The organism is Neorhizobium petrolearium (assembly GCF_017873175.1).
Classification (GTDB): Bacteria; Pseudomonadota; Alphaproteobacteria; order Rhizobiales; family Rhizobiaceae; genus Neorhizobium; species Neorhizobium petrolearium.
In genome coordinates, this window is record NZ_JAGGJW010000008.1 from 234,278 (window position 1) to 258,908 (window position 24,631).

The window sequence follows — 24,631 nt, forward strand, 5'->3', positions numbered from 1 at the left end:
AGATGTCCGTTCTTCTGTCTGTCGTGCTTGCCGCGTCGATTGCGCTTGCACTTTTCTATTTCCGTTGCCCTGAGAAGCGCTCAAGCCATTGGCGCGCTGCGCTGAAGACTGCGCCCGTCCTGTTGCTTGCGATTTACGCGCTGCTCATCCAGGCGCCGCTTCTCCTGGTCGCGGCCCTTGCGCTCGGCGCCTTGGGGGATGCCTTTCTTGCCTATGATCGAGAAGGTGCCTTCCTTGCCGGTCTTTCGGCCTTTTTCCTTTCACATCTCGCTTATATCGCGCGCTTCTGGCCGTCGATCATGCCGGAATTGGTCGTTGCCAGCCCCTGGCGTTACACCGCGGCCTGGACCTTCGTCACACTGATGGCGATGATGCTTCTCGTGCTCTGGCGACCGGCCGGACCGCTCGCAATCCCGGTCGCGGCTTATGCCGTGGCGATTATCGCCATGGCGTTGTCGGCCGTCGCGCTGAAGCCGGTCCCGCCATCGGCGGGTGCGATCCTGTTCGTGATGTCGGATACTGCGCTTGCCATCCAGACATTTCTGGTGAAGCCCAAAGATCCGATGACGAAGAGGCTCAAGCCCTTCGTATGGGGCACCTACTATGCCGCGCAGCTTGTCTTTACGCTGGCGATTGCCGGGCTCCCCTATTGAGGCGGAGGTCAGCCCGGCTCCCAGCCGGGCTGGGCCATTTCGAAGCTTGAAAACTCGAACCCGGGCGCGACCGTGCAGCCGACCAGCGTGAAACGGCCGAGCGGTTCCGCCGCTTGCCAGGCATCCGCCGGTACCACGGCCTGCGGCCGCTCGCCTTTCGCCAGATCGACGCCGAGGGTCAGTTTTTCCGTCGTCGTGCCATCGGAAATGGAAAGAAGCAGTGGATCGCCGTTGTAGAAATGCCAGACCTCCGCCGCGTCGCGCACCCGGTGCCAGTGGGACCGCTGACCGGCTTCAAGCAGGTAGTAGATCGCGGTGGAATGACCACGGGCACCGCCATTGTCATCGCGGAAGGTCTCGACATACCAGCCGCCTTCCGGATGAGGCTGCATGTTCAGTGCCCGGATTATCTCCTGGATATCCATTCAGAAATTATCCTTCCGCTTGCGGATTTCGGCAAAGACCTCTTCATTGGACTTGCCCTCCATCAGCAGATTGCGGCGGATGGCAGGATCGGCGGCACGCAGGAAGGGATTGGTTTCCTTCTCCAGCCCGATCGTGGTCGGTATGGTGAACTTGCCTGCGGCGCGGATTTCCTCGATCTCCTTGGCTCGGGCCTGCAGGCGCGGATTGTCCGCATCGATCGTCAGCGCAAATCTGGCATTGGACAGCGTGTATTCGTGACCGAAATAGACCGCCGTCTCGTCCGGCAGGACGGCGAGTTTCTGCAGCGAATGCCACATGTCGGCCGCCGGGCGTTCGAAGATGCGGCCGCAGCCGAGCGCGAAAAGCGTGTCGGCCGCAAAGAGGATCTTGTCGTCCGGGAAATGGTAGCAGATGTGGCCGGCGGTATGGCCGGGCGTCTCGATGACGCGGACGAAGTGGTCGCCGAACTGGAACTCGTCGCCGTCCGCCATGGTCTTGTCGAGCCCGGGGATCGCCACCGCCTCGTTGAAGGGTCCGATTATGTCGAGCCCGAATTTTTCCTTCAGCGCCAGATTGGCTTCGACGTGGTCGGTATGGTGGTGCGTGGTGAAGATATGGGTGATTTTCCAGCCGCGGCGCTCGGCGGCGTCGAGGATCGGCTTTTCTTCGGGCGCGTCAATCGAAGCCGTCAGCCCGCTTTCCGGATCGTGGACCAGGACGCCGAAATTATCGCTTCGACATGAAAAAACTTCGAGTTCCAGTGGTTTCATATCATCGCCCCTATTGCTCAAATCGCTTCGCGGGACAATGTAGGGGCTGCGTCCTCGAAGTCCAACCACTTGCCTGACAGATGTCCGTCGATATCGTTGATCTCCGCGAATTCTATCACTCGCCGCTCGGCCACCTCGCCGAGCAGTCGATTGCGATGGCGCTTTCATCGCTTTGGGCGCGGCTGCCGGAAGAGCGGCTGGTTGGGCTCGGTTACGCCGTGCCCTATCTTGATCGGTTCCGCGCCGATACCGAGCGTACCTTCGCCTTCATGCCGGCAGGCCAGGGCGCGGTAAACTGGCCGGTTGGAGAACTCTCCTCAACGGCGCTGGTCTTCGATGAGGAATTGCCGCTGCCGGACTCCTCCGTCGATCGCGTGCTCATGGTGCATTCACTGGAATTTGCGGAAAATCCGCACGAGACGTTGAAGGAGTTGTGGCGGGTGCTGGCGCCCGGCGGCCGCCTCGTCATCGTCGTGCCGAACCGGCGCGGCGTCTGGGCGCGCATGGAACATACACCATTCGGTTCAGGCCGGCCCTATTCACGCAGCCAGCTTACCTCTCTGCTTCGCGAGACGAATTTCACGCCCGGGGCCAGTGCCGAGGCGTTGTTTTTCCCACCGTCGAAGATCCGCATCGTCTTGAAGCTCCGGCATGTCTTCGAGCGTATGGGGCGGCGCTTCTGGCCGGTCTTTTCAGGTGTCATCGTGCTTGAAGCGCAAAAGCGGCTCTACCAGGGTCTGCCGGTCGCTGCGCGTGCCTCCCGCCGCGTGTTTGTGCCAGTGCTGGCGCCGCAGGGCGTACAGACGATGCGGATGCGCTGACATCCCCCGCTGACGGCACTTCGCTTTGGATCAGGGCGTTCGTCTTTCGAAATGATCCACCGGAGCATTTCGTCGGCGGCACCGACCATTCCTCGCCCCTCGACAAAGGCCGTTTTCGGCTTTAATGCCACTCAGATCATCGCCGCTTGAGGCATTTCCGAAAAGGTTGATCCGATGAATATCGTCACGAGTGAGCCCGTTCCACGTCCAGGCATCCTGGATATTGCCGCCTATGTGCCCGGCAAGGAACATGCTCCGGGCGTGGCGCGCGTCTTCAAGCTCTCCTCCAACGAAACGCCGCTCGGGCCAAGCCCGAAAGCGGTCGAGGCGTTCAGACAGGCCGCCGGCAATCTCGAACTCTATCCGGACGGCCAGGCGCTAGCGCTGCGCGAAGCGATTGCTTCCGTGCACGGCCTCAATGTCGCGAACATCATGTGCGGCAACGGGTCCGACGAACTGCTCGGCCTGCTCTGCCATGTCTATCTCGGATCGGGCGATGAAGCGATCATCACCGAACACGGCTTCCTGGTCTACAAGATCCAGATCATGGGGGCAGGCGCCAGGCCGGTCGAGGTCAAGGAAAAGGACTGTACGGTCGATGTCGACGCGATCCTTGCCGCCGTGACCGAGAAGACGAAGATGGTCTTCATCGCCAACCCCGGGAACCCCACCGGCACTTATGTCCCGGTCGCGGAAATCCGTCGCCTGCATGCGGGGCTGCCGAAGAACGTCATTCTCGTTCTCGATGCCGCTTACGCGGAATATGTCCGCAAGAACGACTACGAAGCGGGGCTTGAGCTGGTTTCAAACAACCGCAACGTGGTGATGACCCGCACCTTCTCGAAGGTCTACGGCCTTGCTGCGCTGCGCATCGGCTGGATGTACGGTCCCGCCGGTATCCTCGATGCGTTGAACCGCGTCCGCGGTCCGTTCAACATGAATGCGCCGGCGATTGCCGCGGGTGCGGCTGCAATCCGCGACCAGGCTTTCATTGAAAAGGCGGTCGAACACAACACGCTGTGGCTCGACAAGCTCACCCATGCTTTCGAGGCGATCGGCCTCAAGGTAACGCCGTCCGTCACCAATTTCGTCCTCATCCATTTCCCAGATGCGGACGGCAAGCGTGCGCCGGAGGCGGATGCCTTCCTGACGAGCCGTGGTTATATCCTGCGGGCCGTGAAGGGTTACGGTTTCCCAAACGCATTGCGCATGACGATCGGCACGGAAGAGGCCAATCACGGCGTCATCGAGGCGCTCGGCGAATTCATGGGTAGGAGCGCATGACGGAACCGCATTTCGACCGGATCGCGCTGATCGGGATTGGCCTCATCGGGTCGTCGATCGCGCGTGACGTCAAGGAACTCGGGCTTGCCCGTGAGGTGGTGATCTCCACCCGCAGCGCCGAAACGCTCAAGCGCGCCGAGGAGCTGGAACTCGGCAACCGTTATTTGGCCTCCGCTGCGGAAGCGGTGAAGGATGCCGATCTGGTGATCGTCTCGGTTCCGGTCGGCGCGTCGGAGGCGGTCGCAAAGCAGATCGCCGATAGCTTGAAGCCTGGCGCCATTGTCACCGATGTCGGCTCCACCAAGGCTTCCGTCATCGCCCAGATGGCGCCGCATGTGCCTGAGAACGTGCATTTCATTCCCGGTCACCCGCTTGCGGGCACGGAGAAGTCCGGTCCGGACGCGGGCTTCCCAGGCCTGTTCCGCGACCGCTGGTGCATCTTCACGCCGCTGCCGGGCACCGATCCGGCAGCGCTTGACAGGCTCAAGGCCTTCTGGACAGCGCTCGGCTCGCGCATCGACGAGATGGATCCGCAACATCACGACAAGGTTCTGGCGATCGTTTCGCATCTGCCGCACATCATCGCCTACAACATCGTCGGCACGGCGGACGATCTGGAAACGGTGACGGAATCGGAAGTCATCAAATATTCCGCTTCCGGCTTCCGCGATTTCACCCGCCTTGCCGCTTCCGACCCCACCATGTGGCGCGACGTCTGCTTGCACAACAAGGATGCGATCCTGGAAATGCTGGCGCGCTTCTCGGAAGACCTTGCTTCGTTGCAGCGGGCGATCCGCTGGGGTGAGGGCGACAAGCTGTTCGAACTTTTCACCCGCACCCGCGCCGTCCGTCGCTCGATCATCGAGGCCGGCCAGGATGTCGATGCGCCGGATTTCGGCCGCCACGCGCTGGATCAGAAGAAGTGAACGTCCTGGTCAGATCGGCGGGATTTCGCCGATCGGGATGAAGCCGCCAGCAAAGACCTTGCCGCGGGTGATGGTGAGGTCGAGCGAAGCGTTCCTGCCGCCGCCCAGCGCCGACAGCATCCTTGAGACGGTTTCGAGCGTTGAAGCGATCTCTGGGAAGGCCTCTCCGAGACTGTTTCGCCAGGCATCAATCTGCTCGATCCTGAGTCTCAGCTTCCCGGAGAGATAGCCTTGTTCGTCGAAGGAAAAGGGTCCGGAAACGGTAATCAGTCGGCCCTGGCCGAGATCGGCAGACAGGCTGCGCATCTCACCTTGCGTGCCGTAAAGAACCAATCCGTTCGGATCGCTGCCGTCGATCATGCCGGCGCGACCATTGAGCGTCAGATCGACATTGGCCGTCAGCCGGGGCAGGAGCTGCGGCATGTCCTTCATCATCAGATCCGTGCCTTCGAGCGTCACGGCCGCATCGAGATCGCTGCCGTTCTGGCGCAGATGGATTTCGGTATGGGTGGCGCTGATATCGAAAGCCTGGCCGGTTGAAGATGAGACGACACTGGTCTTGGCATTCTCGATCACCGTCGAAGTTCGCTCTACGCCCCGAAGTCTGGTGATCAGGCTCGACTGGAAATTCTCCCAGGTAGTCGAAACCGTAAGACCGTGGCCAGTACGGGCTTCCACCGGCGAATTGAGTTCCCAGACGATATGGCCGGGATTGTAGACCTGAGCGGCGGAGCGCAGGGCGCCAAAGGTGGCAGAGATGCCGTTCACCCGATCATCGATCGCGACCTTCGAACAGAACAGGCCGATCCGGAAAGGATAGCCGCGATATTCCGCATCGCTACATTCGGCGGAAACGCCATTCTTCTCCTGGCTGCCGAGCAGTGTCAGGGTCCGTTCCCTCAGGGCCGATGCGGCATAGAACCAGCCGGCGGTGTAGAGCGCGATCACCAGCACAATGCCGCAGGCGAGTAGCCATAATTTTCCGCTGACGCCAGTTCGGCTTGACGCTGCCATGATGTTCTCCAATGGTGCTGAAAACGAAAGGCCAGTCTGTTTGATTGAATTGGTGTTGCGCGCGATATGGACGAATTTTGGGTGTTTGGCTACGGGTCCCTGATGTGGAATCCGGGTTTTGCGTTTGAGGAAAGACTGACCGCACGTGCCTTCGGCTTTCGCCGTTCCCTCTGTGTATGGTCGTATGTGCATCGCGGTACGCCGGAAAAGCCGGGTCTGGTGCTCGGTCTTGATCGTGGCGGTTCGTGCCGCGGCGTCGCTTTCCGGATAAGCCGGGACGATCGGGAGGATGTCCTCGATTACCTGCGACGTCGCGAGCTTGTTACCAATGTTTACAGGGAAAAAATGCTGCCCGTGTTGCTCGGCGACGGGCGGCAGGCGAGGGCGGTCGGCTATGTGGTCGATCGTCAGCATGTGCAATATGCCGGTGCGCTCGGCGTCGAGGAGGCGGCCGAAATCGTCCGTACGTCCGTCGGCCAGTCTGGACCCAACGATGCCTACGTCTTCAACACGCTCGCGCACCTGAAGGAGATGCGCATCCGCGATCATTGGCTGGAAGGCGTGGGAGCTTCCGTGGCGGCACGCCTTCAAGCCGCGGTCTGAGCTTTCAGCTCCGCCAGGCGTCTTACCGCCGTGGGCGGTAGCGGCAGATGCGGATTGGCTTCGATAGTCTCGATCAGCAGCTTGTCGCTCTCGCGCTCCATCGTCTCGACGAGATGGGCGTAGAAAGCATCCGGATCCATGCCGGGCGCGATCGGCGGCAGGATGCGCACCTTGAAATGGCCGGGATGCTTGATCAGCTTGCGGCGGCCCCAGAACAGGCCCCAATGGGCGACGACGGGTACCACGGGGACTTGCACGTCGCGATAGATGCGGGCGATGCCGTATCGGTATTGGGGTTCGGCTCCCGGAGGGCGACGTGTGCCTTCGGGGTAGATGATAAGCTGGCGGCCGTTTGCCATTTCCTCCCGGGTGCGCTTCATCACGTCGATCATGATCTTGCCGCGGGCGCCGCGATTGACCGGAATCATGCGCTGCTTCATCGCATACCAGCCGAACAGCGGAATCCACATGAGCTCTCGCTTCAGGATGTAGACCGGGTCCCTCTGATAGGGCAGAAGGGCTACCGTGTCCCATGCGGACTGATGCTTCGGCGCGAAGATGCAACCGCCCTCCGGTACGTTCTCCAAACCCTCGATCTCGAACGTGGCTCCTACGATCTTCGCCATCAGCCAGTTGCAGGAAGCGGCCCAGGCTTTCGGAATCCGATAGGCGGCCTTGCGCGGCATCAGAAAATAGATCGGACTCAGCACGATCATGCGAATAATGAGATTCGTATAAAAAGCCGTGTTGAAAAGAACCGAGCGTATCAGAAGCATGAATGGAAGTTCCTTTTGGACAGCCGTTGCCTACACGAGATCGGCTTTCGAAAAAAGCACCTTGTGTCGGCGGCTTCATGGACGCGAATGACTGTCAGGGCTCCGGCTTGGCCGCCGTCTTGGTGGCCGCTTCCGTGCGCAGCCCGGTGCCCCGCTCGATGCCGATCCAATCGCGCACGGTCGCCAGGACGACCTTGCCATATTCTGCGAGCATGGTGCGCAACACGTCCGGTTCGGCGAACCATGCCTTGCGGGTGAGGTCGGAATTGACCACCGGATAGGGGATGAATTCGGTCACCGGATCGGCGCGGCGCAGCTCGTGCAGGCTGCGCAGCATATGGTAATTGTTGGTCACGACCAGCACGGACCTGTAGCCGTGGTCATGGATCCAGCGGTTGATCTCATTGGCATTGCCGATCGTGTCGATCGCGTCATAGCCGATGTCAACGCAGCAGGCGAAGAGGTCCAGCGAGGCCTGGGTTACCTTGCGGATCTGGTTCGGTGTTGTGGAGGGATGGGCGCCGGAGATCAGAAGCCGTTGGCCGGCACCATCCCTCAGGAGACCGAGCGCCTGCTCGATGCGCAGGTAGCCGCCGGTCAACACAACGATCGCGTCTGCCTTCACGCCATCCGGTGCCTTGAGCGATGTGACGGAATTCGCAAACCACAGGAAACCGCCGAACAGCACGGCCACGAACAGGACGCCCGCCATGATGACGCGGCGCGCAACCCAGCGCAGCCGGCCCTTGCGGGAAAACAAGCCGGCGGGCGGACGGTTCGGCTTGCCGTCTGCTCCATTGTCGGGTGTCATCTGTGCCGGTGTCATGATCGTGCTTAGCCGGAGATTCGTGGCGAGAACAGGACCAGCCTATAAGGGGAGGAAGCCCGGTTCAAGAAGATGGCGCTCCATCGGAGCGCGCCGGATCGGACCGTATGAGGTCGATCTCGTCGATCGTGCGCATGACGGTGAACCGGGCCGTCAGCGTTGTCAGCAACGCAATCACGATCATCGTCGCGAAAATGCCGAGATAGCCGGTGATGCCGATTGTGAAGGAGCCGAAGAGAGCGGTTGCCTGATCGCTTTCCGGTGTCGCCAGCGAATTGGCCTGCCACATGTTGGCAGCAGCGAACAAAGCCGCCGCCAGCACGCCTCCGGCGGCCGAGCCCTTGATGCTGATCTTGAGGAAATGCTTCTGAAATTCGCCTGCCACGAAGGAACTCTCCGCACCGACGAAATGCAACACCTCGACGATATGACGGTTGCCGGACAACGCTCCCCGCGTTGCGAAGACGACCGTGAGGATCATTGCCGTGAAGACCAGTATCAGGACCCCGGTTCCGATCAGTACCGTCGTCTGGGCCATGGAGACCAGGCGGTCCACCCAGGTGCGGTGATCATCCAGAAAGGCTTGCGGTACCTCCGTCTTCAGGAGGTCGCGCATGGCCGCGAAATCCGGAGGATTTTGTTCGTCGATGGTGATGATGACAAGGCGCGGCACCGGCAGTTCGTCGAGGTTCAATCCGGTGCCAAGCCAGGGTTCGAGCAGCCGGGCGGTCGCATCCTCGTCCATGATCGTGCCTTCGCGGGTGCCGACGAAGGTGAGCGCCAGCTCGCGGGCCTTCTTCAGCGCCGCGTCCATATCGAGCCCTTCTTCGGGCTTGATCTGGATGGTTATCTCACGGGAGATCTGGCTCTGCCAGCCTGCGGCGGTCGCCCTGACCATGGTGACCGCGCCAAATGTCAGACAGGCGAGGAACGCCATGATGGCGATCACCACCATCAGCGCATTGCCCTGGATATTGGAGGGCGGCAGGATCGGAGCGGTGGGTCTCACCCGCATTTCCGCCCGGCGTGGCTGTTGTTGGGTGGGCGGCGCCGGTTCCGGCTGCCTGCCGGCCCTGGTCGCCTTCGCCGCCTTCAGGATTTTTTGGCCAAGCTCATTCATAGATGTCGAGCCGCCCTTCCGTCAGGATCATCCGTCGCGCATCCACCTGATCCATCAGACCTAGATCGTGGGTGGCGATCACCACCGCGGTGCCGAGCCGGTTGAGTTCCAGGAAGAGACTGAGGAGCCGCCGCGCCATCGGCGGATCGACATTGCCCGTCGGCTCGTCGGCCAGCAGGATTTCCGGCCGGTCCATCAGCGCCCGGGCGATTGCGGCACGCTGTTTCTCTCCGCCGGAAAGCACCGGCGGCAGCACATTGATACGCTCACCAAGTCCCACCCATTTCAGGAGTTCGATCACATCATTGCGATAGGAGTTTTCCTCTTTGCCGCGGACGCGCAGCGGCAGCGCCACGTTTTCATAGGTCGTGAGATGGTCGAGCAGACGGAAATCCTGGAAGACGATGCCGACACGCCGGCGCAACATGGGGAGTTCGGCACGCGGAATCTGCGACAGGTCCCGCCCGAACATACGGATGATACCGCGGGTCGGGTGCAGCGACATGAAGAGCAGACGCAGAAGCGTAGTCTTGCCCGCGCCGGACGGTCCCGTCAGGAACTGGAACGACCGCTTGGGGATGTCAAAGGTCATGTCCCGGAGAATTTCCGGACCCATCCCGTAGCGCAGGCCGACATTTTCGAAATGAATCAATGGGTGACCCAGTCTCTCGCCTTCAGATTTCTGGTGATCGTTATCTCTTAACGACCCGGGTAAACGGACGGTAAATCACGCGCGTAAAAAGGGCTAATTTCGGGTCGCGTTTGCGAAGCATTAACCATTTAAATTTACGACTGAGCGGGATTCGTTTCAATGCCCGCAACCCCGAACATCGGGGAAAACGGGCCGAAGAGGCCCCATGAGCACGTTCCACAGCCAGCAGGGCAAGACGGTTATCCGCATGGACATCCTGCCGCCGGATCATCCAGGCCGGGCGGGACGGGTAAGGCAACGTCGCGGCGAAGTCATCGACGCTCAGTTCGTCACGGTTCGTGATGTTTCCCATCGCGCTTCAAAGCCGCGCTCGCATAACGACAACCGTCACCACCTAGGATCTGCTGTCAATGCCGAACCATTCCTGCAGCGGATAGTCGCGGCGGGCGAACGCGCCTTGTCGCGCCTATCCGCCGATTTCTTCTCGGCTGTCGTTGCGGTCGTCTTCGTCACGGTTTTCAGCCTCGCAGGCGGCTTCTCTTTCCTTTTGAACGGATCGGAAGCGGCTCCAGCAGGCCCGGCATTCGACATCACGCATGTCACCATGACACCACAGGACGCCAACGGCATGCGCGTGCTGCTGATCAACGGAATTGTGGAGAACCGCAGTGGCGACAGCCGCGTCATGCCGTCGATCCGCGCGGATCTGGTGTCCGGCGAAGAGCTGGTTGCGAGCACATTGATCTCGCCTCCTGCCTCCGCGATTGCTGGCGGCCAGAGCCGGGGCTTTTCGGCGCGCGTACCGCATCCTGGTGGAAAACTGCCGGACCTCCGGCTTTCGCTTGCCGAACGGGGCGCGTAAGCCTTTTTATTTTCCGGCCGTTTGTGCTATCGCAGCGCTTTAACGGACACGGAGAACCTCATGCCCGTCGTGCGCGGCAAGACCATTGAGCCGCTTTATACCGCCGAACAGATCGCCGAACGCAACCGGGCCATGGCTGCCGAAATCGCTGTCGGCCCGACCAAGGATCTGCTTGTCATCGCCATCCTCAAGGGCTCGTTCATCTTCGCTGCCGATCTTCTGCGGGCGCTGCATGATGTCGGCCTTGCGCCTGAGGTGGAGTTCATCACCCTGTCGAGCTACGGCGCCGGCACGGTTTCACAGGGCGTGCGTATCGTGAAGGACATCGACAGCGACGTGAAGGATCGCGACGTGCTGCTGATCGACGATATCCTTGAATCCGGCCGCACATTGCTTTTCGCCAAGGAGATGCTCTACGAGCGTGGCGCCCGCCACGTCTCGATTGCCGTGCTGCTCGACAAGCGCGTGAAGCGCAAGGAGGCGCTGGAGGCGGATTATGTAGGCTTCGAATGTCCGGATTATTTCGTGGTCGGTTACGGCATGGATGTTGCCTATGCCTTCCGTGAATTGCCTTTCGTCGGTGTCGTCACCGGTGATGCGTGAACCTGGTGGCAAGGTGTTAACCATCACAGCCCAGTAAAGGCCAATATTTACTCCTCGACAAGGAAACTCTGGTGAGTTGCTCCCGATATGAAACACGACAGGGAGCGATGATCGCTATGGCAAAGATCCTGATTACCGAGGACGAGGATACGCTCCGCAGCTTCGTCGCGCGAGCGCTTCGTCTCGACGGTCATGAGACACATGAAGCAGGTGACGGCGCCGAGGGTCTCGAAAAGCTGAGCCAGGGCCCTTTCGATTTGCTGCTTTCCGATATCCGCATGCCGGTCATGGACGGAATCGAGCTGGCGCATCAGGCTTCCGTTAAGTTCCCGGGCCTCAAGATCCTGCTGATGACCGGGTATGCCGAACAGCGCGAGCGCGCCGATGATCTTACTGCCAGGATCGTCGACGTCGTGCAAAAGCCGTTCGCCCTTCCGGACATCCGCAAGGCCGTCGCCGCAGCGCTGGCGGCCTGAGGGCGGCATGAGGTGACGCAGTCGATCATCTGTTCGATCTTCTCACCGTGCAATTTCTAACACTTAGCTTTCAGCTAAGGTCTTGAATTGCTACCTCTCCGCAAGAGGAGAGGCAGGCTGCCGCGTTCACAAATCATGATCTTGGGAAGCTAAGCCGTGGATTTTGTTGGTGAGGGGATAATCTTCTCCGCTACCTTATATCCAGCAGCCGCTCCAGGTATTGCCGTTCGGTCTCGCCCGAGAGCGCGTTGCCGAGTCTTTCGCGGATCGCTTCAAGGATCTCGCGGGCGCGCTGCACGTCGATCTCGTCCGGCACCTTCACTTGATCGCCGAAATCCGGGCCTGACGTGGCGCGTGGCCGGCCAAGCGGGTCGCGGCCGTTCTGGCCGCCTTGCGACGACATATTCTCACCCGGGCCGCGGTCCTGACCTTGCCCCTGGCCCTGCTGCATGGCCTGCATCATCTGCTGCATCATATTCTGGGCGCCCTGACGCAGCGCACTAAGCGCGTTGCCCTGACCCTGGACTGCCTGCTCGCCCTGGCCTTCGCCAAGCGCACGGCCGGCATTGCCCATTTCGCGCTGTGCTTCGCCAAAGCCTTCGCCAGGCTGCATGCCGAGGTCCTTCAGGCCCTTTTGCAACTCTTCCAGCTTTTTGCCGAGGCCATCCTGTTGCGCCCGGAGGTTTTTCAGCGCCTCGCGAAGCTGTTCGGCCGTCATCTGGTCGGTATTCTGCTGGCCCTGTTGCCCCTGCTGACCTTGTTGTTGGCCTTGCTGCTGCTGGTCTTGCTGTTGGCCCTGCTCGTTGGGCTGCTGGTTCGGATCGCCGCGCTGCATACGGTCGCGCAGCGCCTGGTCCAGCTTGAAGGTCTGGTCCATCAGCCGCTGCTGTTCCTGCATGATCTCGCCGAGCTTGTCGATCTGCTGACGCATCTGGCTGTTCTGCTGTTGGCTCTGCTGCCCGCGCTGCATGCGCCCGGCCTGCAGATTGTTCATCATCCGCTGCATTTCGGAGAGGAGCTGCTGGGCGGCATCGCGATTGCCTGACCGGGCGAGGTTTTCGATCTGGTCCATCATATTCTGCAGATCGCGTTGGCGGATGACGTTCTGGGCCTGCATGTTGTTCGGCGCCTGCGGGGCGTTCTGCATCCGCTGGGCAAGCTCATTCATGAACTGCTGCATGGCTTCGCGCAGTTCCTTCATCAGACGGGCGATCTCCTCATCCGAGGCTTTGTTCTCAAGTGCTTCGGCAAGATTGCGCTGCGCATCGCGCAGCCGGCGTTCAGCGAGCGACAGATCGCCATCCTCGATGCCGATCGCTATTTCCCAGAGATAATCGGCGGTGTCTTTGAGCTGTTCTTCGGTGCGGGAAAGCTTCATGCGTTCCTGCGCCGAACGGATCAGCAGGAAATGGGCGAGATTCGGGATGGTCTCGTCAGGACGGATCGCCAGCGCTTCATTGAGCGCGATGGCGCGCGGCATCTGACGTGTGTCGAGTGCGAAGACCTGGCGTTCCTCCGCGACGGCTGCTGCAAGCGGTTCGGAGAAACCGCGGGCCGGCAGCACCATTTCATGGGGAGGGCTTCGACCTGTCTGGCCGGCGCCATCCTTGGCGACGAGCGTGACCCTGACACGCTTGCCGGCGAGCGGATGCTCGGTCAGGTTCCGGCTCGTCAGACCCTTGACCTCGCGGCTGTTCTGGCGTGGCAGGTTCAGCCTGTAATCCGGCGGAGGATAGAGCGGGGTTGCCGCCGGATCCTGTTGTTCAACCGGCTCGATCAGCGCATGCGCTTCGCGGATGCCATAATCGTCCTTACCGGTGAAGCCGATTTCAAGAGCACCGTTGACGGAGCGTCGTGGCTGTCCGTCGAAGGCGATCTCCGGCGGGCGGTCGGGAATGACTTCGAAGGCCCAGCTCTGGCCGTTTACGGTCAGGCTGCCGCTCTCGGCGATGTTGAGCGCATAGGTACGCGGCGGCATCTGCTGGTTTATCTGCGGCTGTGCCGGTTGGGCCGGAGCCTGCTCCGTTGTTTGTGCACCATTCGGCCGCGGCTGTCCGGCCGAAGCTTCGGCGGCCTTTTTGGCCTCCTCGGTGATGAGCGTAACCTCCTCCCCGCCTGCCTTCGGTGCGAAGATCACCGCTTCGCCACCTTCGCCGCCGGTGACGCGCACGGTGAGTGCGGAGTTCTGGGGGATGGATACGGTATTGACCCCGGCGTTCACCTCGCGACCGGTCAGGAACACCGGTGCGCGGCCGGTATAGGAAGGCGGCGTCAGCCAGGCGTCGATGCGCAGGTCGGGATTGACGCTCGGTGCAGGCGGAGCCGCGCGGAACGCATCGGCCGGCGAGCCGCCGCCGTTCGAGAAGGAGTAACCGAGCGCGATTGCAAAGACGAGCGCCGGGACGGCGCGCAGCGCGAAGCGGTCATGCCTGGCGATATCGGGCTGCGGCAGGCCGGCATCGAGGGCGGCGATGCGTTCAGCCATGCGGATCTGATGTTCCTTCCAGAGCGCCCTGGAGATGGGCGTCTCAAAGGCCGGCTCATCCTCCTGCACGCCGACCGGCTGGTGAGGCAGGTTGTTGCGGTCTTCGAGAAGACGGTCGGCCTCTTCCGAGGCCGGCCAGCGCAACCGGCCGAAGGGAAGGATGGAGTAAAGAAAGGCAAGGGAGAAGCCGCCGAGCAGAACCCAGCGCACCCAATCCGGCGCAATGCGAAAGATCCCGAACCAGGCGACTGACAGGAAGAGCGCTGCTATCCCCAGGGGCGGCAGCAACAGCGGCAAAATCCGCTCGAAAAACAGAACGATCCGCGCGAAGGAGCGCTTCAGCGCGACACGGCGCGCAAGCGCAGGATGCGATTCGAAGGCACCTTTGCGGATGAAGCTCATGCGGTCCGTCTCCAGTCGTGGCGGCGCAAATCAAGCTTTAACGATAACGATCTTTGTGGCGAAGACGAGGGCAGGGGGCGTTTCACCCCCCAAATTTTCCGGTCTTTCCCCGAAAAGTGAACGGATGTTAACCCGTCACGCCAGCCATGCGGGCACAGAATCGAGACCGATAAGCTCTTCATAGGTGCCGCGCGGGCGCACGACGTGGAATTCGCTGCCCTTCACCAGGACTTCCGGCACCAGCAGGCGGGAGTTATAGGTTCCCGCCTGGACGGCCCCATAGGCACCGGCCGACGCGACGGCGATCAGGTCGCCCGGCTTCGGCGCCGCCATTTCACGGTCGAGCGCCAGATAGTCGCCGGTCTCGCAGACCGGACCGACAACATCGGCCTTGATGCGGGGGGCATCGGCAGAGGGCACGATGACGGGGCGGATCATGTGATAGGCGTCGTAAAGCGTCGGGCGGATCAGGTCGTTCATCGCGCCGTCGACGATCACGAAACTCTTCTCGCCGCTATCCTTCACATAGATGACCTCGGTCACCAGAATGCCGGCATTGCCGACAATCAGGCGGCCGGGCTCGGTAACGATCCTGCAGTTCAGCGAGCGGAGCTGGCGCTTGACCGTATCGGCATAGGCGTCGGGAAGCGGCGGCGGGTTGTTGTCGTCCTTATAGGGGATGCCCAGGCCTCCGCCGATATCCACGTGGTCGATGCGATGACCGTCGGCCCGCAGCGTGTCGACGAGCTCACGGAGCAGCCGGAAGGCATCGTCGAATGGCTCAAGCTCGGTGATCTGGCTGCCTATGTGCATGTCGATGCCGGTCACCTCGATACCGGGCAGGGTCGCGGCATGGGCGTAGACGTCACGGGCGCGTTCGTAGGAAATGCCGAACTTGTTTTCCTTCTTGCCAGTGGAAATCTTCGCGTGGGTGCGGGCGTCGACGTCCGGATTGATGCGGAAGGAAACATGCGCCTTCTTTCCCATCTTTCGGGCGCGCAGGTTGAGCACTTCCAGTTCCGGCTCCGATTCGACGTTGAAGCAGTAGATGCCGGCTTCCAGCGCGAGATCCATTTCCTGCACCGTCTTGCCGACGCCGGAGAACATGATACGGCTCGCAGGAATGCCGGCCGCCAGCGCGCGGCGCAGTTCGCCGCCGGAAACCACGTCTACACCTGCGCCAAGACGTCCCAGTGTCTTGAGCACCGCCTGGTTGGAATTCGCCTTCATCGCATAGCAGATCATGGTGTCCACGTCGGCAAAAGCCTGGGCGAAGACCTTGTAATGGCGCTCCAGCGTCGCGGTGGAATAGACGTAGAAGGGCGTGCCGACAGCCTTTGCGATCTCCGGGATCGGCACGTTTTCGGCGTGCAGGACGCCGTCGATATAGTGGAAATGGTTCACGTCAAAACTCGAAAAATCAAAGAAGCGGGTCGAGCACGAAGGGCTTGTCGGCGACAGGCTCCGGTTTCTTCTGCTCACCCGGCCTGGTGACCTTGCGGATGTTCTGCTGTTCCACCGGCGTGCTCGGGCGGTCGAGATCGCCCTTGCGGCCGCAGCCCGCGACGACGATGCCGGCAAGGCTCAGCACAAACGCTATGCGGGCAATATTCACCAGGGGTTTCGACATTCTCTTGACCTTCTTCGGCACGGCTTGAGGGAACTGTCATAGCGAAGTTCCACTCGCTTGTGCAGTGTCATTCCGGCATCAATTGATCTCAGTTGCGGGCGCGCCACCAGGCGATCTGCTTCCTCACTTCCGAAGGCGCGGTGCCGCCGAAGCTCGTGCGGCTGGCGACCGAGGCATCGACCGATAGCACATCGAAGACTTTTTCCGTGATCGCGGAGTTGATCGACTGGAGCTCCTCGAGCGAGAGCCCGGCCAGTTCGCAGCCCTTTTGCTCGGCCAGAGCCACCGCGCGGCCGGTGACATGATGGGCGTCGCGGAAGGGCAGGCCGGCTTCACGCACCAGCCAGTCGGCAAGGTCGGTCGCGGTCGAATAACCGGAACCGGCAGCGGCGCGCATCCGGTCGGCGCGGATCGTCATATCGCGCATCATGCCGGTCATGGCGGCGATCGCGAGTTCGAGGTTCTCGGCGGCGTCGAAGACCTGTTCCTTGTCTTCCTGCATGTCCTTGGAATAGGCGAGCGGCAGGCCCTTCATGACGGTCAGAAGCGCCACCAGCGAGCCGTTGATGCGGCCGGTCTTGGCGCGCACCAGTTCGGCCGCATCCGGGTTCTTCTTCTGCGGCATGATCGAGGAGCCGGTCGAAAACGCGTCCGAGAGACGCACGAAGCCGAATTGCGGCGTCGACCAGATGACGATCTCTTCGGCAAGGCGGGAGAGGTGCACGGCGCAGATTGCGGCAACGGACAGGAATTCCAGCGCGAAATCGCGGTCGGAAACGGTGTCGATCGAGTTGCGGGTCGGCTCGCGGAAGCCGAGCGCCTTGGCCGTCATGTGGCGGTCGATCGGGAATCCGGTGCCTGCGAGTGCGGCAGCGCCGATCGGGCTTTCGTCGAGATGGTCGATCGCGTGGCGCACGCGGGCGCGGTCACGGCCGAACATTTCCACATAGGCCATGCAGTGATGGCCGAAGGTCACCGGTTGGGCGGTCTGCAGATGCGTGAAGCCCGGCATGACCGTTTCGGCATGCTCTTCTGCGCGATCCAAAAAGGCGGCGATCAGGTCAGTCAGCATCCGCTCGGTCTTGGCGAGCTCTTCCTTGACCCACAGGCGGAAATCGAGCGCCACTTGGTCGTTGCGGGAGCGGGCGGTATGCAGGCGGCCGGCGGCGGAACCGATCAAGGTGGCCAGCCGCGCCTCGATGTTCATGTGGATGTCCTCGAGCTTTCTGGAGAATTCGAACTTTCCGCTCTCGATCTCTGACATGATCGTGTTCAGGCCGGACAAGATCTTGTCTTTATCTTCGCTAGAAATGATGCCTTTCTCCGCCAGCATGGTCGCATGCGCTATAGAGCCGCGGATATCCTGGGCATAGAGCTTCTTGTCGAAACCGATCGAGGCATTTATCTCCTCCATGATCGCGTCCGGTCCCGAAGCGAAGCGCCCGCCCCACATCTGGTTGGAAGATGCCGCGTCCTTCGTGCCCTCGGTCATGGTGCCTAAGTCCTGGAGTAGTTGATGACGACCAAAAGACCTTTCGGCCTTCCTTCCGCCCGGTTGATCGTGATTGCCGCCGTTCTCGGAATTCTCGCCGGCGCCGTGGCGGTATACGTGAGGAATATGGGGTCTGGCAATGGTGAGGATGCCCTGTTGGCGGGATCATCCGGCGCCTGCGAGGGCGCGGTCGAGAAGGTGAAGTCCGTCTCGCAGTTCTCCAGGGGTCAGGTTGCCGCCATGGTCGCCGCGCAGCCGCCTCGGCCGCTCGATCTCGCTTTCAAAGGCCCTGACGGAAGGGACCTCAAGACCGCCGATTTCGCCGGCAAGACCGTGCTTCTCAATCTGTGGGCCACCTGGTGCGGTCCCTGCCGCGAAGAAATGCCGGCGCTGAACGCACTTCAGAAGGAGATGGGCGACGCGGATTTCGAGGTCGTGGCTGTCAATATCGACACGGGCGGTGACGAAAAGCCGAAGGCGTTCCTCGTCGAATACGGTGTCGATCAGCTTGGCTATTATCGCGACAGTTCGATGGGCGTCTTCAATAGCTTGAAAAAAGAGGGCCTCGCCTTCGGCCTGCCGGTGACGCTGATCATGGACAAAAAGGGCTGCCTGATCTCGGCCATGAACGGTCCGGCGGCCTGGGACAGCCCGGACGCCAAGGCGCTGATCACGGCTGCGAAATAGTCCTGTCTTTGGACACCGCTCAGTAAAGCGGCGCCAGATCCACTCCGTAGAAGAGGCCGCGGCCAACCCGGCCTTCGCTCCGTTCGACCGAGATACCGAATTCGGCTGCGATCTCCCTGACGATTGCGGCTTTGATATTGGCGTCCACCCCGGCCTTGTAGGTCAGCTTGTAGTCGAGGTCCGCTTTGAAGACAGCACGGACGATATGGGCATTGGCTTTCTCGCGCTGCTTCCTCAGTATATTCCTGCATTCGGGTCCAAGACTGTTCTCGATCATCTCGAGTTTATCCAACCCGTATTCCTGATATTCGATATTGCTGAACTTCATCGTCAGGTTGCTGACATAGCTGGCGCTGACGCCGAGCCCCAGCGCCTTGAGATTGTCCGCGCTGAACGAGAAATTTTTCGCGCTGCCGAAGTCGGTGATCTCGGCACCGGATTTTTCGGGGTTTCCGGGAAACTTCACGAATTCCGGCGAGCAGATGTAGCCAAGGGATACGTCCTGCTTGTCGTTGTAGGCGTTCGCCCGTTTCCAGACGATGTTACCCGGGCCATAATTGGTGCTGGGCGGGACCGTCGTCAGGTAGCCCGCCTTTCTGACAATGGTCCTTGGGTTTTCGGAAGTGCAGCCGCAGATCAAGGCAGCGGCCAGGACGAGAATTGAGCATTTGTGCATTGATGATCCCCCGAGTCGATGACGACAATGTAGGGATCACACGTATCGCGTGTCTACTTACCGAGTAAATCCTAAGGCTGCATTTGGCGAGGCATCAGGTTGTCTCCGGCAATGCCCATTTCAGCGCGTCGGCACCGGCGTCTCGCCGCGATAGTCGTAGAAGCCGCGGCCGGATTTGCGACCGAGCCAGCCGGCCTCGACATATTTTACGAGGAGCGGGCAGGGGCGGTATTTCGAATCAGCCAAGCCGTCGTGCAGCACCTGCATGATCGACAGGCAGGTGTCGAGACCGATGAAGTCGGCGAGTTGGAGCGGACCCATCGGATGGTTGGCGCCGAGCTTCATCGCCGTGTCGATGGCTTCCACCGAGCCTACGCCCTCGTAAAGCGTATAGATCGCCTCGTTGATCATCGGCAGCAGGATGCGGTTGACGATGAAGGCCGGAAAATCTTCCGCGACCGTTGCCGTTTTTTCGAGCGTCGCCACGTAGTCCTTGGCGGCCTTGAAGGTCGGCTCGTCGGTAGCGATGCCGCGCACCAGTTCCACAAGCTTCATCACCGGCACCGGGTTCATGAAATGGATACCCATGAACCGTTCCGGGCGGTCGGTGGCGGAGGCGAGCCGCGTGATGGAGAGCGACGAGGTGTTTGTGGCAAGCAGGGCATCCGGTTTCAGGACCGGACAGACCTGAGCGTAGATCTTGCGCTTGACGCTTTCATCTTCGGTCGCGGCCTCGATTACCATGTCCATGGGGGCGAGGTCGTTCAGATCGGCGGAGCCGGAAATGAGGGAAAGCGCTGCCTTCCGCTCTTCGTCACTCAGTTTTCCGCTGCTTACCTGCCGGGCGAGATTGCCGTTGATGGTGGCAAGTGCCGCTTCGATCCGGTCCTTGGAAAGGTCGTACATCTGCACCTTGTAGCCGGCAAGCGCCGAAACATGTGCAATGCCGCAGCCCATCTGGCCCGCTCCGATGACGCCGATATTCTTCATGGCCGAACTCATTGTTCCGTTCCTGGGTTTCTGCTCCCGAGGCGCTGACGCTAACGTTCGCGTGCGCCGATCTTATGAAAATGCCGGACTACATGGATGCAGTCCGGCAGATTGTTATTCCGCTATTTGCGGTTTTGCCAGCATTTTTCGCGCTTGCGAAATGAACAGGCCTTCAAATCGCTCACAGCGCCTTTTCAAGCTGTGGCAGGATCTCGAAAAGGTCACCGACAATGCCATAGTCGGCGACCTGGAAGATCGGTGCTTCCTCGTCCTTGTTGATGGCGACGATGACCTTGGAATCCTTCATGCCGGCGAGATGCTGGATGGCGCCCGAGATACCGGCTGCGATGTAGAGGTCGGGAGCGACCACCTTGCCGGTCTGACCGACCTGCCAGTCGTTCGGGGCATAGCCCGCATCGACGGCGGCACGGGAGGCGCCGACGGCGGCACCCAGCTTGTCGGCCACGGGAAGGATGACTTCCTTGAACTTTTCCGCCGAACCGAGAGCCCGACCGCCTGAGATGATGATTTTCGCCGAGGTGAGTTCCGGACGCTCCGACGACGAGAGCGCATCCGATACGAAGCTTGAAACGCCCGGGTTCGCCGCTGCCGATACGGTTTCGACCGGAGCGGAGCCGCCCTCGCCGGCCGCTTGGAAAGAGGCGGTGCGCACCGTGATGACCTTCTTGGCGTCGGTCGTTTGCACCGTCTGGATCGCGTTGCCGGCGTAGATCGGCCGTTTGAACGTATCGGCGGAGATCACTTCGATGATTTCCGAGACCTGCATGACGTCGAGCAGCGCTGCGACGCGCGGCATGATGTTCTTGGCCGAGGCGGTTGCCGGAGCGATGATCGTGTCATAGGCACCAGCCAGCGAGACGACCAGTGCCGCCAGCGGTTCGGCGAGCTTGTTGGCGTAATCGGCGCTGTCGGCGAGCAGGACCTTGGAAACGCCGGCAAGTTTGGCCGCCGCATCGGCTGCCGCACTGGCACCGGAGCCGGCGACCAGCACATGCACGTCGCCGCCGATCCTGGAGGCCGCGCTCAGCGCCTTGGCGGTTTGGTCGGACAGGCTCGAATTGTCGTGTTCTGCCAGAAGAAGAATGGCCATGATGTTTACTCCCTATCCGTCCCTTAGAGCACGCCGGCGGTCTTGAGGCTGGCGACCAGTTCCTCGACCGACTTTACCTTGACGCCCGCCTTGCGGCCGCCCGGCTCTTCCGTCTTCAGGACCTTCAGCCGCGGCGCGGTATCGACGCCGAAATCGCCCGGAGTCTTCTTGTCGAGCGGCTTCTTCTTTGCCTTCATGATGTTCGGCAGCGAGGCATAACGCGGTTCGTTGAGGCGAAGGTCGGTGGTGATGACCGCCGGCAGCTTGACCTCGATCGTCTGGAGTCCGCCGTCGACTTCGCGGGTCACCTTTGCGGAGCCTTCGGAAAGCTCGATCTTCGAGGCAAACGTCGCTTGCGCCGAACCGAGGAGGGCCGCCAGCATCTGGCCGGTCTGGTTGGAATCGTCGTCGATCGCCTGCTTGCCGACGATGATCAGGCCCGGCTGTTCGGCTTCCACGACACCCTTCAGGATCTTGGCGACGGCGAGCGGTTCGACCACGTCGTCGGTTTCGACCAGGATCGCCCGGTCGGCGCCCATGGCGAGCGCGGTGCGCAAAGTCTCTTCCGCCTTGGCCGGGCCGATCGACACGACCACCACTTCTTCCGCCTTGCCCGCTTCCTTCAGTCGCAGAGCCTCTTCGACGGAAATCTCGTCGAACGGGTTCATCGACATCTTCACGTTCTGAAGCTCGACACCCGTGCCGTCCGCCTTCACTCGGATCTTCACGTTGTAATCGACAACTCGCTTCACAGGCACCAGGATCTTCATGGGGTCCTTCCTCGACTTCTCACCGGCGGCAAATTGCGACATTCACCGCTTCCTCATTTGTCAGTGGGCGACATGGATACGCATTTTTCGCGCGACTGCAACGCGGATTTGCAGTCAAAGCTTGCCGTTTTCTCATACATCTATTCGCGAACGGCCATTACCTGCGGCACGCCCGACTTCCGTTCGACCGCTTTCGGCGTCACGATGGCGCGGTCGAAAAGCGGCACGCCTTTGCGGCGCATGAAGAGGACGAGGACTGCGCCGGCGATGATGCCGCCGACATGTGCGCCCCAGGAAACGGCGCCATCAAGGTCCAGGGCCAGCATGGCGAATTGCTGCACGATCCAGAGCGCCAGCGGAATGAAGGCGGGCAGCGGCAGCGGGATACGGAAAAGAACCAGCACCCAGACCCTGACGCGTGGATGAAGCAGGAAATAGGCCGCGACGACACCGGAGATCGCGCCAGAAGCACCGATCAACGGGCCCTCTGATGAGGGCACGACGAGGCCGTGAAGGGCGGCACCGGCTGCAGCGCAAACCAGGTAGAAGATCAGGAACCTGACATGCCCCAGCGCGTCCTCGACATTGTCGCCGAAGACCCAGAGGAACAGCATGTTGGAGGCAAGGTGCCAGAAATCCAGATGCAGGAAGGCGTAGGTGATGAAGGTCGCATCGTCCGGCACAATGATGAGCGACGGGTCGAGCACGGCGTAATCGAATATCACCGCCGGAATGAAGCCAAGGCCCAGCGAGGCGTGTTCGACGATTGCCGGGCTGGCGACGGTCGTGAACAGCCAGACCAGCACGTTGATGGCGATGATGCTGATCGTCACGTACTGGACGCGGATATATTTCAGTTCGACGGCGTCGTGCAGCGGGATGAACATTTGCCTTTAATCCCTCCCGCTTTCTCTTTCAGCGGTTTTTTCCCGGAACCCAGAGGATATCGGCCTTGCCATGATCGTTGGCGAAGCGCGCCGCCACGAACAGGAAGTCGGAAAGCCGGTTGATGTATTTCAGCGCCGCCGCACCGATGGTTTCACCGCGTGAAAGCTCCACCATCAGCCTTTCGGCCCGACGCGCGACCGTGCGGGCGAGATGCAGATGGGCAGCAGCAGGGGATCCGCCCGGCAACACGAAGGACGTGAGCGGATCGAGGTGGGCATTCAGGGCATCGATCTCAGTCTCCAGGCGGGTTGCCTGGGCTTCGATGATGCGCAGCGGCTCGTAGTCGAGTGCTTCGCCCGTATCGGGTGCTGCAAGATCGGCGCCGAGATCGAAGAGGTCGTTCTGGATGCGGAAGAGCATGGCATCGAGCTCGGCCATGCCTGCGGTATGGAGCCGGGCCAGACCGACAGCCGAATTCGTTTCGTCGACAGTGCCGTAAGCCTCGACCCGGAGATCGTATTTCTCCCGCCGGGGGCCGGAAACCAGCGACGTCGTGCCCTTGTCACCCGTGCGCGTGTAAATCTTGTTGAGCTTTACCATCCCGCCATCATCAGAATCAGCTCGGGCGACCGCCGCCCGTGATCCACAGTGTGAGCATGATGAGGACGATTGCGATTGCCTGCAAGAGGATACGCAATTGCATCAGCTTGTTGGATTTGTTCGCATCCGTACCCTTCATCATGTTGAACAGCCCGCGGATCAGGACGATCACGACAAGCCCCATGACGATCACGGTAAGGACGGTGGTGAAAGTGGACATTCTAGGATTGCTTTCGTTCAGTCGAGCCGGCGCATGAGTTTGTAGAAGAGGTCGGCCGGAAGTATTCTTTTCAGGAAGGCGCCCTGCCTGGCGGGCTTCGTTACCAGATAATGTGGCCTCGGGCGAGGCGCGGTCAAGGCGTGCGTCAAGACATCATAGACCGCTTCGGGTCCGAGTTTGTGGCGGCTGATCGGACCTCTCCCATCGAGGCGCTTGAGCTGCCGCTTGTATTGCTGGGCATGCACCGAGCCTTCGAGATCGATATTCTCTTTGATCTTGGCGAGCGCGTTGGCAGTAAAACGGGAGGCGATCGGCCCCGGTTCGATGAGGCTCACATGGATGCCACTTCCTTCCAGCTCCATGCGCATCGTGATGGTGAGCCCTTCGAGCGCATGTTTCGAAGCCGTATAGGCGCCGCGATAGCGATAGGGCAGCAGGCCGAGGATCGACGAGCAGTTGACGATGCGGCCGTGGCCCTTTGCGCGCATGATCGGGATCACCCGCCGCGTCAGCTCGTGCCAGCCGAAGACATTCGTTTCGAACTGTTCGCGCAGCACGTCGGTCGACAAATCCTCCACGGCGCCCGCCTGGCCATAGGCACCATTGTTGAAGAGGGCGTCGATCCGGCCGCCGGTGCGCTCCTTCACGGTTTCCACAAGTGCGGCAATCGTTTCGGGCTTCGTATAGTCCATTAGCAGAGCCTCGATGCCGTCGGCTTCGAGCGGAGCCAGATCGCTCTCCTTGCGCACGGTCGCGAAAACCCGCCAGCCATCCGCCTTCAGGGCACGGGCGCAATGGGCACCGATGCCGGAGGAACAGCCGGTGACGATGATCGTTCTCCTGTCATCCATTTGATCTCATCCCTTGC

28 protein-coding genes are annotated in these 24,631 nt (G+C 61.2%); 9 read left to right on the top strand and 19 right to left on the bottom strand.

All coding sequences use genetic code 11. The features are described 5' to 3' along the window. Nucleotides 1-2: 2 nt before the first annotated feature. Complete coding sequence (locus tag J2046_RS17175) at nucleotides 3-653, top strand: lysoplasmalogenase family protein (RefSeq protein WP_210053830.1); 651 nt, start codon at nucleotides 3-5, stop codon at nucleotides 651-653. 8 nt (nucleotides 654-661) lie between these two features. Here the strand turns inward: J2046_RS17175 and J2046_RS17180 are convergent, their stop codons facing one another. Together J2046_RS17180 and gloB are read right to left on the bottom strand one after the other, a co-directional pair. Beyond that, entirely contained in the window at nucleotides 662-1,078 is a 417-nt protein-coding gene (locus J2046_RS17180; RefSeq protein ID WP_210053832.1) for a cupin domain-containing protein, read from the bottom strand. Next, on the bottom strand, nucleotides 1,079-1,849 hold the full coding sequence (gene gloB, locus J2046_RS17185) for a hydroxyacylglutathione hydrolase (RefSeq protein ID WP_210053834.1): 771 nt from the start codon (nucleotides 1,847-1,849) through the stop codon (nucleotides 1,079-1,081). An 80-nt stretch (nucleotides 1,850-1,929) separates the two neighbouring features. Between gloB and J2046_RS17190 the strand changes: the two genes are divergently transcribed. From J2046_RS17190 to J2046_RS17200, 3 genes are all read left to right on the top strand, one after another. Beyond that, nucleotides 1,930-2,670, top strand: a complete 741-nt coding sequence (locus J2046_RS17190) for a class I SAM-dependent methyltransferase (RefSeq protein WP_210053836.1) — start codon at nucleotides 1,930-1,932, stop codon at nucleotides 2,668-2,670. 174 nt (nucleotides 2,671-2,844) lie between these two features. After that, nucleotides 2,845-3,954 (top strand): histidinol-phosphate transaminase, encoded by a 1,110-nt coding sequence (gene hisC / locus J2046_RS17195; protein WP_210053838.1) that lies wholly within the window; start codon nucleotides 2,845-2,847, stop codon nucleotides 3,952-3,954. After that, nucleotides 3,951-4,880, top strand: a complete 930-nt coding sequence (locus J2046_RS17200) for a prephenate/arogenate dehydrogenase family protein (protein ID WP_210053840.1) — start codon at nucleotides 3,951-3,953, stop codon at nucleotides 4,878-4,880. The genes hisC and J2046_RS17200 overlap by 4 nt, the downstream gene beginning before the upstream one ends. A 9-nt stretch (nucleotides 4,881-4,889) precedes the next feature. Here J2046_RS17200 and J2046_RS17205 read toward each other — a convergent pair whose 3' ends face one another. Continuing rightward, the gene (locus J2046_RS17205; protein ID WP_210053842.1) at nucleotides 4,890-5,894 is read right to left on the bottom strand and encodes a DUF2125 domain-containing protein; all 1,005 of its coding nucleotides are present in this window, start codon (nucleotides 5,892-5,894) and stop codon (nucleotides 4,890-4,892) included. Between the two features lie 66 nt (nucleotides 5,895-5,960). Between J2046_RS17205 and J2046_RS17210 the strand changes: the two genes are divergently transcribed. Then, nucleotides 5,961-6,497: a gamma-glutamylcyclotransferase gene (locus J2046_RS17210; protein ID WP_210053844.1), complete on the top strand. Its 537-nt coding sequence runs from the start codon at nucleotides 5,961-5,963 to the stop codon at nucleotides 6,495-6,497. Here the strand turns inward: J2046_RS17210 and J2046_RS17215 are convergent. The 4 genes from J2046_RS17215 to ftsE form a co-directional block, all read right to left on the bottom strand. Continuing rightward, nucleotides 6,482-7,273: a lysophospholipid acyltransferase family protein gene (locus J2046_RS17215; protein ID WP_210053846.1), complete on the bottom strand. Its 792-nt coding sequence runs from the start codon at nucleotides 7,271-7,273 to the stop codon at nucleotides 6,482-6,484. The genes J2046_RS17210 and J2046_RS17215 overlap by 16 nt on opposite strands. Before the next feature lie 94 nt (nucleotides 7,274-7,367). Then, on the bottom strand, nucleotides 7,368-8,099 hold the full coding sequence (locus tag J2046_RS17220; RefSeq protein ID WP_210053848.1) for a YdcF family protein: 732 nt from the start codon (nucleotides 8,097-8,099) through the stop codon (nucleotides 7,368-7,370). Between the two features lie 64 nt (nucleotides 8,100-8,163). After that, nucleotides 8,164-9,219, bottom strand: a complete 1,056-nt coding sequence (locus tag J2046_RS17225) for a cell division protein FtsX (RefSeq protein WP_037157093.1) — start codon at nucleotides 9,217-9,219, stop codon at nucleotides 8,164-8,166. Then, nucleotides 9,212-9,871, bottom strand: a complete 660-nt coding sequence (ftsE, locus tag J2046_RS17230; RefSeq protein ID WP_210053850.1) for a cell division ATP-binding protein FtsE — start codon at nucleotides 9,869-9,871, stop codon at nucleotides 9,212-9,214. Before ftsE ends, J2046_RS17225 begins: the two co-directional genes overlap by 8 nt. A 205-nt stretch (nucleotides 9,872-10,076) precedes the next feature. Here ftsE and J2046_RS17235 point away from each other — a divergent pair, with 205 nt between their 5' ends. From J2046_RS17235 to J2046_RS17245, 3 genes are all read left to right on the top strand, one after another. Then, complete coding sequence (locus J2046_RS17235; RefSeq protein ID WP_210053852.1) at nucleotides 10,077-10,733, top strand: hypothetical protein; 657 nt, start codon at nucleotides 10,077-10,079, stop codon at nucleotides 10,731-10,733. A 60-nt stretch (nucleotides 10,734-10,793) separates the two neighbouring features. Beyond that, entirely contained in the window at nucleotides 10,794-11,336 is a 543-nt protein-coding gene (gene hpt / locus J2046_RS17240) for a hypoxanthine phosphoribosyltransferase (RefSeq protein ID WP_037157097.1), read from the top strand. 116 nt (nucleotides 11,337-11,452) lie between these two features. Beyond that, nucleotides 11,453-11,812: a response regulator gene (locus tag J2046_RS17245; protein WP_210053854.1), complete on the top strand. Its 360-nt coding sequence runs from the start codon at nucleotides 11,453-11,455 to the stop codon at nucleotides 11,810-11,812. Between the two features lie 190 nt (nucleotides 11,813-12,002). On the opposite strand, the gene J2046_RS17250 is transcribed toward J2046_RS17245, so the two are convergent. The 4 genes from J2046_RS17250 to argH all read right to left on the bottom strand — a co-directional run bounded on the left by J2046_RS17250 (nucleotide 12,003) and on the right by argH (nucleotide 17,821). Next, complete coding sequence (locus J2046_RS17250) at nucleotides 12,003-14,699, bottom strand: TIGR02302 family protein (RefSeq protein ID WP_210053856.1); 2,697 nt, start codon at nucleotides 14,697-14,699, stop codon at nucleotides 12,003-12,005. A gap of 135 nt (nucleotides 14,700-14,834) precedes the next feature. Continuing rightward, nucleotides 14,835-16,103, bottom strand: coding sequence for a diaminopimelate decarboxylase (gene lysA, locus J2046_RS17255; protein ID WP_210053858.1), 1,269 nt, complete (start codon nucleotides 16,101-16,103; stop codon nucleotides 14,835-14,837). Between the two features lie 16 nt (nucleotides 16,104-16,119). Continuing rightward, entirely contained in the window at nucleotides 16,120-16,329 is a 210-nt protein-coding gene (lptM, locus tag J2046_RS17260; protein WP_210053860.1) for an LPS translocon maturation chaperone LptM, read from the bottom strand. A gap of 88 nt (nucleotides 16,330-16,417) precedes the next feature. Next, a complete protein-coding gene (gene argH / locus J2046_RS17265) occupies nucleotides 16,418-17,821 on the bottom strand; it encodes an argininosuccinate lyase (protein WP_210053862.1) in 1,404 nt (467 codons plus the stop codon). A 24-nt stretch (nucleotides 17,822-17,845) separates the two neighbouring features. On the opposite strand from argH, the gene tlpA reads away from it, so the two are divergent. After that, the gene (gene tlpA, locus J2046_RS17270) at nucleotides 17,846-18,508 is read left to right on the top strand and encodes a thiol:disulfide interchange protein TlpA (RefSeq protein ID WP_210053863.1); all 663 of its coding nucleotides are present in this window, start codon (nucleotides 17,846-17,848) and stop codon (nucleotides 18,506-18,508) included. 19 nt (nucleotides 18,509-18,527) lie between these two features. Here tlpA and J2046_RS17275 read toward each other — a convergent pair whose 3' ends face one another. The 8 genes from J2046_RS17275 to J2046_RS17310 form a co-directional block, all read right to left on the bottom strand. Beyond that, the gene (locus tag J2046_RS17275; protein WP_210053865.1) at nucleotides 18,528-19,184 is read right to left on the bottom strand and encodes a hypothetical protein; all 657 of its coding nucleotides are present in this window, start codon (nucleotides 19,182-19,184) and stop codon (nucleotides 18,528-18,530) included. A gap of 120 nt (nucleotides 19,185-19,304) precedes the next feature. Then, nucleotides 19,305-20,186, bottom strand: coding sequence for a 3-hydroxybutyryl-CoA dehydrogenase (locus J2046_RS17280; protein WP_210053866.1), 882 nt, complete (start codon nucleotides 20,184-20,186; stop codon nucleotides 19,305-19,307). A 169-nt stretch (nucleotides 20,187-20,355) separates the two neighbouring features. After that, nucleotides 20,356-21,285 carry an electron transfer flavoprotein subunit alpha/FixB family protein gene (locus J2046_RS17285; RefSeq protein WP_210053868.1) on the bottom strand — a complete coding sequence of 310 codons (930 nt, stop codon included), beginning with the start codon at nucleotides 21,283-21,285 and terminating at the stop codon, nucleotides 20,356-20,358. 23 nt (nucleotides 21,286-21,308) lie between these two features. Then, entirely contained in the window at nucleotides 21,309-22,055 is a 747-nt protein-coding gene (locus J2046_RS17290; RefSeq protein ID WP_037157342.1) for an electron transfer flavoprotein subunit beta/FixA family protein, read from the bottom strand. A 140-nt stretch (nucleotides 22,056-22,195) separates the two neighbouring features. Next, nucleotides 22,196-22,942: a rhomboid family intramembrane serine protease gene (locus J2046_RS17295; RefSeq protein ID WP_037157115.1), complete on the bottom strand. Its 747-nt coding sequence runs from the start codon at nucleotides 22,940-22,942 to the stop codon at nucleotides 22,196-22,198. A 28-nt stretch (nucleotides 22,943-22,970) separates the two neighbouring features. After that, nucleotides 22,971-23,543, bottom strand: coding sequence for a cob(I)yrinic acid a,c-diamide adenosyltransferase (locus J2046_RS17300; protein WP_210053889.1), 573 nt, complete (start codon nucleotides 23,541-23,543; stop codon nucleotides 22,971-22,973). 16 nt (nucleotides 23,544-23,559) lie between these two features. Next, the gene (locus tag J2046_RS17305) at nucleotides 23,560-23,763 is read right to left on the bottom strand and encodes a twin transmembrane helix small protein (protein WP_037157119.1); all 204 of its coding nucleotides are present in this window, start codon (nucleotides 23,761-23,763) and stop codon (nucleotides 23,560-23,562) included. Nucleotides 23,764-23,780: 17 nt separating this feature from the next. Continuing rightward, nucleotides 23,781-24,614: an SDR family oxidoreductase gene (locus tag J2046_RS17310; protein ID WP_037157121.1), complete on the bottom strand. Its 834-nt coding sequence runs from the start codon at nucleotides 24,612-24,614 to the stop codon at nucleotides 23,781-23,783. Nucleotides 24,615-24,631: the final 17 nt, after the last annotated feature.